Here is a 6,333-nt window from a genome sequence, read left to right as displayed (position 1 = left end):
ACCCACCACCACGATCGTGTCCGGCTCGGCGGCACACAGCAGGCGCACCGCGTCCACCGCGACGGCCCGCGCCTCGACCGGCTCACCACGGCCGACCTCGGGAACCAGCAACGGAGGATGAGGACAGACCGCGGCGGCGACGAGGGTCATCGACGTACCGGAGTACAGCAGGCGTCCGCGCCGGCCAACGCCGCGTCGGCCGGCGCCGGGCCGACGGGATCGGGCGAGGACGACCGCAGGGACGGGATGCCCAGGGTGACGATCGGCCGTCCGCCTGCCGGCTGCTGCGCGGCTGCCGCACCGCCACCGTCACGCCCGAGCGCCCACGCGTCCCCCGCACGGGTCGCCCGGTGGGACCGCAGGGGGCCGTCGGCGGTGAGGTGATGGGGTGCCCCCCGCGTCACCACCGTCTCGACGACGTCGCCCGGGCGCACCGTAGGCGCCACCGCCACCGCCACCGCGACCGCGGGCGCGGCGCAGCCCGCCCTCGGGCCCGAGCCGGTGGACGAGCTCGCGGCCTCGTCCGCACGGAAGTGCACGAGCCGTCCGTCCCGAGCCCGGCCGGACATCCGGCCGGTGGCGCCGTCCTTGCGCCCCTCCCCCTCCGAGACCAGCACCTCGACCCGCCGGCCGACCAGGGCCCGGTTCTCCGCCCAGGAGATCTCGTCCTGCAGGGCCACCAGCCGGGTATACCGGTCGGCCACGGTCGCCCGGTCCACCTGGGCGTCCATGGTCGCTGCCGGGGTACCCGGGCGAGGCGAGTACTGGAAGGTGAAGGCGCCGGAGAACCGGGCCGCCCGCACCACGTCGAGGGTGTCGGCGAAGTCCGCCTCGGTCTCGCCAGGGAAGCCGACGATGATGTCGGTGGTGATGGCCGCGTCGGGCATGGCCGCCCGCACCCGCTCGACAATGCCGAGGAAACGGTCCCGACGGTACGAGCGGCGCATGCGGCGCAGCACGGTGTCCGACCCGGACTGCAACGGCATGTGCAGCTGGTGGCACACGTTCGAGGTGGTCGCCATGGCCTCGATGACGTCGTCGGTGAAGTCGCGCGGATGCGGTGAGGTGAAGCGGACACGTTCGAGACCCTCGACGCGACCGCAGGCGGCCAGCAGCTTCGCGAAGGCACCGGGATCTCCCAGCGAGCGCCCGTAGGAGTTGACGTTCTGCCCCAGCAGTGTGATCTCCAGGGCGCCCTCCGCGACCAGGGCCTCGACCTCGGCAAGCACGTCGCCCGGCCGGCGGTCACGCTCGCGGCCACGCAGGCTGGGGACGATGCAGAAGGTGCAGGTGTTGTCACATCCCACGCTGATGCTGACCCAGGCCGAGTGATGGCTGGCCCGCCGGGTCGGCAGGGAGCTCGGGAAGACCTCCAGGGCCTCGGCGATCTCGACCTGGGCCGCCGCGTTGTGCCGCGCGCGCTCCAGCAGCACGGGCAGTCGGTGCAGGTTGTGCGTGCCGAAGACCACGTCAACCCAGGGCGCCCGGTCGAGGATCGCGGCCCGGTCCTTCTGGGCGAGGCAGCCCCCGACCGCGATCTGCATGCCCGGATGGCCCTTCTTCACCGGGACTAGCTGGCCGAGGTTGCCGTACAGGCGGTTGTCGGCGTTCTCCCGCACCGCGCAGGTGTTGAACACGACCACATCCGCCTCGCCGCCGGGATCGACCGGGGAGTAGCCGGCGGATTCCAGCAGCCCACAGAGCCGTTCGGAGTCGTGGACGTTCATCTGGCACCCGAACGTGCGGACCTCGTAGCTGCGGCCGTTCACCCGACCAGCCTACGGCGCGTGCACCGGGCCGGAGCCGGGTCTGGGGTCTGAGCTGGGTCCGGCGGGGACGGGATCGCGTCGCGGGCCGCCTCGCCTGCGGGGCCGGGACCCTCCCCGTCGGGAGCTGAGGCGCCCCACCCCGGCCCGGACACCGCCCGAGATATCAGGCAACACCCCGCTCGATATATTTGCGTAGCTGCAGGGATACTATTCTCGAATGTTCCCGTCAGTGCGCCGAAATCCGCGCGAGACGACCGCTCCAGCCGTCGGCCCCACGACTGATCCGCGCGCCTGGCCGTTCCATCATGAGGCCGCCGGGACGCTCGGCCCAACACCACAGCGCCATTGTGTCGGGAGGTCGACATGCCTTTGGTGACTCTGGAAGGCGTCGGGAAGTCGTTCGGCGACAACCGGGTCCTGACCGACGTCGACCTGTCCGTCGAGGCGGGCGAGGTCGTCATCATCATCGGGCCCTCGGGGTCGGGGAAGTCGACCCTGTGCCGCTGCGTCAACCGGTTGGAAACGATCGACGAGGGCCGGATCCTCTTCGAGGGCCGTCCCCTGCCCACGGAGGGCCGTGAGCTCGCCCGGATGCGATCACGGGTTGGAATGGTGTTCCAATCGTTCAACCTCTTCGCGCACAAGACGGTGCTCGAGAACGTCACCCTGGGGCCGGTCAAGGTCCTGGGACACAACCGCTTGCAGGCCCGCACCCGGGCCCAGGAACTACTGGAACGCGTGGGGATCGCCGACAAGGCGGACCAGTTGCCCCGCCAGCTCTCCGGCGGCCAGCAGCAGCGCGCCGCCATCGCCAGGGCGCTGGCGATGGATCCCGTGCTCATGCTCTTCGACGAACCGACCTCGGCACTCGACCCAGAGATGATCTCCGAGGTGCTGGACGTGATGAGGTCGCTGGCCACCAGCGGCATGACCATGATCGTCGTCACCCACGAAATGGGATTCGCGCGTTCCGCCGCGGACCGGGTGGCCTTCATGGCGGACGGTCGCATCCTCGAGATCGCCCCGCCAGAGAGTTTCTTCGCCGCGCCGCGGACCGAGCGCGCCCGGGACTTCCTGGCCCGGGTCCTGCAGCACTGAACCTCCACCGACCCGGCCCGACCCGGCCGCGCCCACCGCCCACCGCGCCGCCGGTACCCGGAGACACACCAGAGGCACGCACCACCAGCAGGCACGCACCACCAGAGGGACGCAGTTCCTCAGGGGGGGACACACACCACCCGACGCCAGATCACCTGCTCCGGACCCGCGGTCCGGAGCACTGCGAGAGGATCGGTCATGCGTACACCGTTCAGCCGGACGCGACGCCCCGCCGCCGGGCATCCCAACGGGAGCTCCGGCGGGATGTCACGCGAATGCCGCCGCAGGCGCGGCGGCGCGCTCCTCGCCGGCGCGACGCTGCTCGCCGCCCTCGGACTGAGTGCCTGTGGGAGCAGCGGCGATGACACCTCGACACCCACCCCCTCGGTGACCTTCACCGCCGGCACCACCATGGCCCGGCTGCACGACGCCGGAAAGATCACCATCGGGACGAAGTTCGACCAGAACCTGTTCGGGCTGAAGAACCTCAGCGGCCAGCCCGAGGGCTTCGACGTCGAGATCTCGAAGATCGTCACGGATGCCCTGGGCATCCCGCGCGACAAGGTCTCCTACGTGGAGACAGTGTCGGCCAACCGTGAACCCTTCATCCAGCAGGGCCGGGTCGACCTCGTGGTGGCCACCTACACAATCAACGACAAACGAAAGAAGGTCGTCGACTTCGCGGGGCCGTACTACGTCTCCGGCCAGTCCATCATGGTCGCGAAGAACAACACCGACATCACCGGCAAGGACACCCTTGCCGGCAAGAAGGTGTGCTCGGTCAGCGGATCCACGCCGGCCGAGAACATCCGCCGGGTGGCGCCCACCGCCCAGCTCGTGCTGTTCGATGTGTACAGCAAGTGCGCCGACGCGTTGAAGAACGGCCAGGTCGACGCGGTCACCACGGACAAGGGCATCCTGCTGGGTCTCGTCGACAAGGACCCTGACGCCTTCAAGGTGGTGGGTGGCACCTTCACGAAGGAGCCCTACGGCATCGGCCTCAAGAAGGGTGACGACGCGTTCCGGAACTTCATCAACGACACGCTCGAGGCCGCTTACAAGGACGGGCGCTGGGAGAAGGCGTACACCTCGACCCTCGGCAAGGTGGAGCCGACCGTGCCCACTCCCCCGGCCGTCGACCGGTACACGTCCTGATCCGCTCCGCGGGTCGAGGGCCGTTGAGCGGCGGCCGTTGACCGGTAGCAGGTGATCGATATCAGGTGACCGGCACCGGCTGAACGGCATCCGCCGATCATCGCTCGGGGCACGACCGGTCGGCCTCACCCGCGCCGACCGGTCGTCCACCCGCCACCGCATGAGGGAGGACAACGATCGACGCCGTCATCGACAACCTCGACATCTTCGCCGAGGGCTTCCGCCGGACGGTCGGGCTAAGCCTGGTCGCGTCCGTGGCGGCGCTGATCCTCGGTACCGTCCTCGCGGCGATGCGGGTCTCCCCCGTGCCCCCGCTGCGCTGGACCGGCACCGCCTACGTGCAGACGGTCCGCAACACCCCGCTGACCGTCGTGTTCTTCTTCGTGGTGTTCGTCCTGCCACAGCTGGACATCGTCTTCTCGTATTTCACGTTCGCGGTGGTCGCGCTCTCGATTTATCACGCCGCGCTGGTCTGCGAGGCGGTGCGTTCCGGGATCAATGGGATCGAGCTCGGTCAGGCCGAAGCGGCTCGTGCGCTGGGCCTGACCTTCTCCCAGACACTACGAATGATCATTCTTCCGCAGGCGTTCCGCAACGTGCTGCAACCGCTGGGCAGCGTGGTGAGCGCACTGATCCGCAACACCTCGATCGCCGCGGCGTTCGGCGTCCAAGAGCTGACCGGCATGGTCCAACGGCTCACGACCGCCAATCCGGACGCGGTGATCGCCGTGCTGCTCGGCGGCGTGGTGGCATACTTGATCCTCACCGTGGTGCTGGCAGCCGGGCTGTCCCTGGCCGAACGACGGGTGGCGAGGGCGCAATGAGCGCCGAGATCATCCTGGCCGATCCACCGGGTCCGCGTGGTCGGCGTCGCATCCTGCTCGCGAGCGTGGTGGCCGCCGCTGTCCTCGTCGGGCTGGTCACGCTGGCGGTGCTCCGCCTCGCCGACTCTGGCCAGCTCGACGGCAAGCGCTGGAGTGTCTTCGTCGATCAGCCGGCGCTGCGCACCCTGCTGTGGAACGGGCTGCTCGACACGCTGCGCGCCGCGCTGACCGCGATGCTGTTCGCCTCGGCGGTGGGGACCCTGCTTGCCCTGGCCCGGCTGTCCCGGCGCCGGACGGTACGCATCCCGGCCACGCTGCTGGTGGAGCTGTTCCGCAGCCTGCCCGTCCTGATGCTCATCCTGTTCGCCTACCTCGGTCTGCCGGCGCTCGGCTGGCGGCTCTCGGCGTTCTGGGCCCTGGTCATCGGGCTGACCGCCTACAACGGGGCGGTGCTCAGCGAGATCTTCCGCGCCGGGATCCAGTCGGTCGACCGGGGGCAGACGGAGGCCGCGGCGGCGGCCGGGCTGCGGCCGGTCCAGATCTTCCGCCTCATCCAGTTTCCCCAGGCGATCCGGCGGATGAGCCCGACGCTGGTGAGCCAGCTGGTGACGTTGCTCAAGGACACCTCGCTGGGCTACGTCATCGCCTACAGCGAGCTGCTGCGGTCGGGGCGCGGGGCGGTCGAGTATCTGGGCAGCAGGTACGCCCTGCCCATTTACACCTTCATGGCGGTGATGTACATCGTCACCAACGGGCTGCTGTCGCTGCTGGCCCGATGGCTGGACCGCCGTCAGGACCGCCGCCTCGGCGGCCGCGTCCCGGCTCAGCGGGCGGTGCCCACCGCACGGGTCTCGCGCACGACGGTCACCCGGATCTGACCCGGATAGGTGAGCTCCTCCTCGATCTGCCTGGCGACGTCCCGGGCGAGCAGATGGGCGGCGAGATCGTCGATCTCCTCGGGCACTACCATGACACGCACCTCCCGGCCGGCCTGCATGGCGAACACCTTGTCGACACCCGGACGGTCACCGGCGATCTGCTCGATGCGCTCGAGCCGTTTCACATACGACTCCAGGCTGTCGCGGCGGGCGCCAGGCCGGCCACCGGAGATCTGGTCGGCGGCCTGGGTCAGCACCGCGCAGATCGAGCGGGGTGCGACCTCGTTGTGATGGGCCTCAATCGCGTGCACGACCTCCTCGTCCTCACCGTAGCGACGGGCCACATCCGCCCCGATCAACGCGTGAGAGCCCTCGATCTCGTGGGTGAGCGCCTTGCCGAGGTCGTGCAGCAGAGCCGCTCGTTTCGCGAGTGGAAGCGGCATGCGCAGCTCGGCGGCCATGATTCCGGCGAGGTGGGCGCTTTCGATCAGGTGCGCGAGCACGTTCTGGCCGTAGCTGGTTCGGTAACGCAACTGGCCCAGCAGGTTAACCAGCTCGGGGTGCATCTCGGAGATGCCGGTCTCGAGCAGGGCGTCCTCGCCCGCCCGC

General features: G+C 69.7%; 6 protein-coding genes. 4 read left to right on the top strand and 2 right to left on the bottom strand.

The annotated features are described in order from the left end of the window. Positions 1-146: 146 nt before the first annotated feature. Positions 147-1,769 (bottom strand): tRNA (N6-isopentenyl adenosine(37)-C2)-methylthiotransferase MiaB, encoded by a 1,623-nt coding sequence (gene miaB / locus AC08ON_RS01820; protein WP_476606188.1) that lies wholly within the window; start codon positions 1,767-1,769, stop codon positions 147-149. 363 nt (positions 1,770-2,132) lie between these two features. On the opposite strand from miaB, the gene AC08ON_RS01815 reads away from it, so the two are divergent. The 4 genes from AC08ON_RS01815 to AC08ON_RS01800 all read left to right on the top strand — a co-directional run bounded on the left by AC08ON_RS01815 (position 2,133) and on the right by AC08ON_RS01800 (position 5,724). Then, complete coding sequence (locus AC08ON_RS01815) at positions 2,133-2,867, top strand: amino acid ABC transporter ATP-binding protein (protein WP_476606189.1); 735 nt, start codon at positions 2,133-2,135, stop codon at positions 2,865-2,867. Between the two features lie 198 nt (positions 2,868-3,065). Next, positions 3,066-4,022 (top strand): glutamate ABC transporter substrate-binding protein, encoded by a 957-nt coding sequence (locus AC08ON_RS01810; RefSeq protein ID WP_476616341.1) that lies wholly within the window; start codon positions 3,066-3,068, stop codon positions 4,020-4,022. Positions 4,023-4,225: 203 nt separating this feature from the next. After that, the gene (locus AC08ON_RS01805) at positions 4,226-4,846 is read left to right on the top strand and encodes an amino acid ABC transporter permease (RefSeq protein ID WP_476606200.1); all 621 of its coding nucleotides are present in this window, start codon (positions 4,226-4,228) and stop codon (positions 4,844-4,846) included. Next, positions 4,843-5,724 (top strand): amino acid ABC transporter permease, encoded by an 882-nt coding sequence (locus AC08ON_RS01800; protein ID WP_476606191.1) that lies wholly within the window; start codon positions 4,843-4,845, stop codon positions 5,722-5,724. Before AC08ON_RS01805 ends, AC08ON_RS01800 begins: the two co-directional genes overlap by 4 nt. Here AC08ON_RS01800 and AC08ON_RS01795 read toward each other — a convergent pair. Then, the coding region (locus AC08ON_RS01795) for an HDIG domain-containing metalloprotein (RefSeq protein ID WP_476616340.1) at positions 5,670-6,333 on the bottom strand (664 nt) is incomplete at its 5' end. The two genes, AC08ON_RS01800 and AC08ON_RS01795, sit on opposite strands and share 55 nt — an antisense overlap.

It is taken from the genome of Frankia sp. CoWAU3 (genome assembly GCF_977971855.1).
Note: the sequence above shows the minus strand (reverse complement) of the source record. Positions and strands in the feature narration are given on the sequence as shown.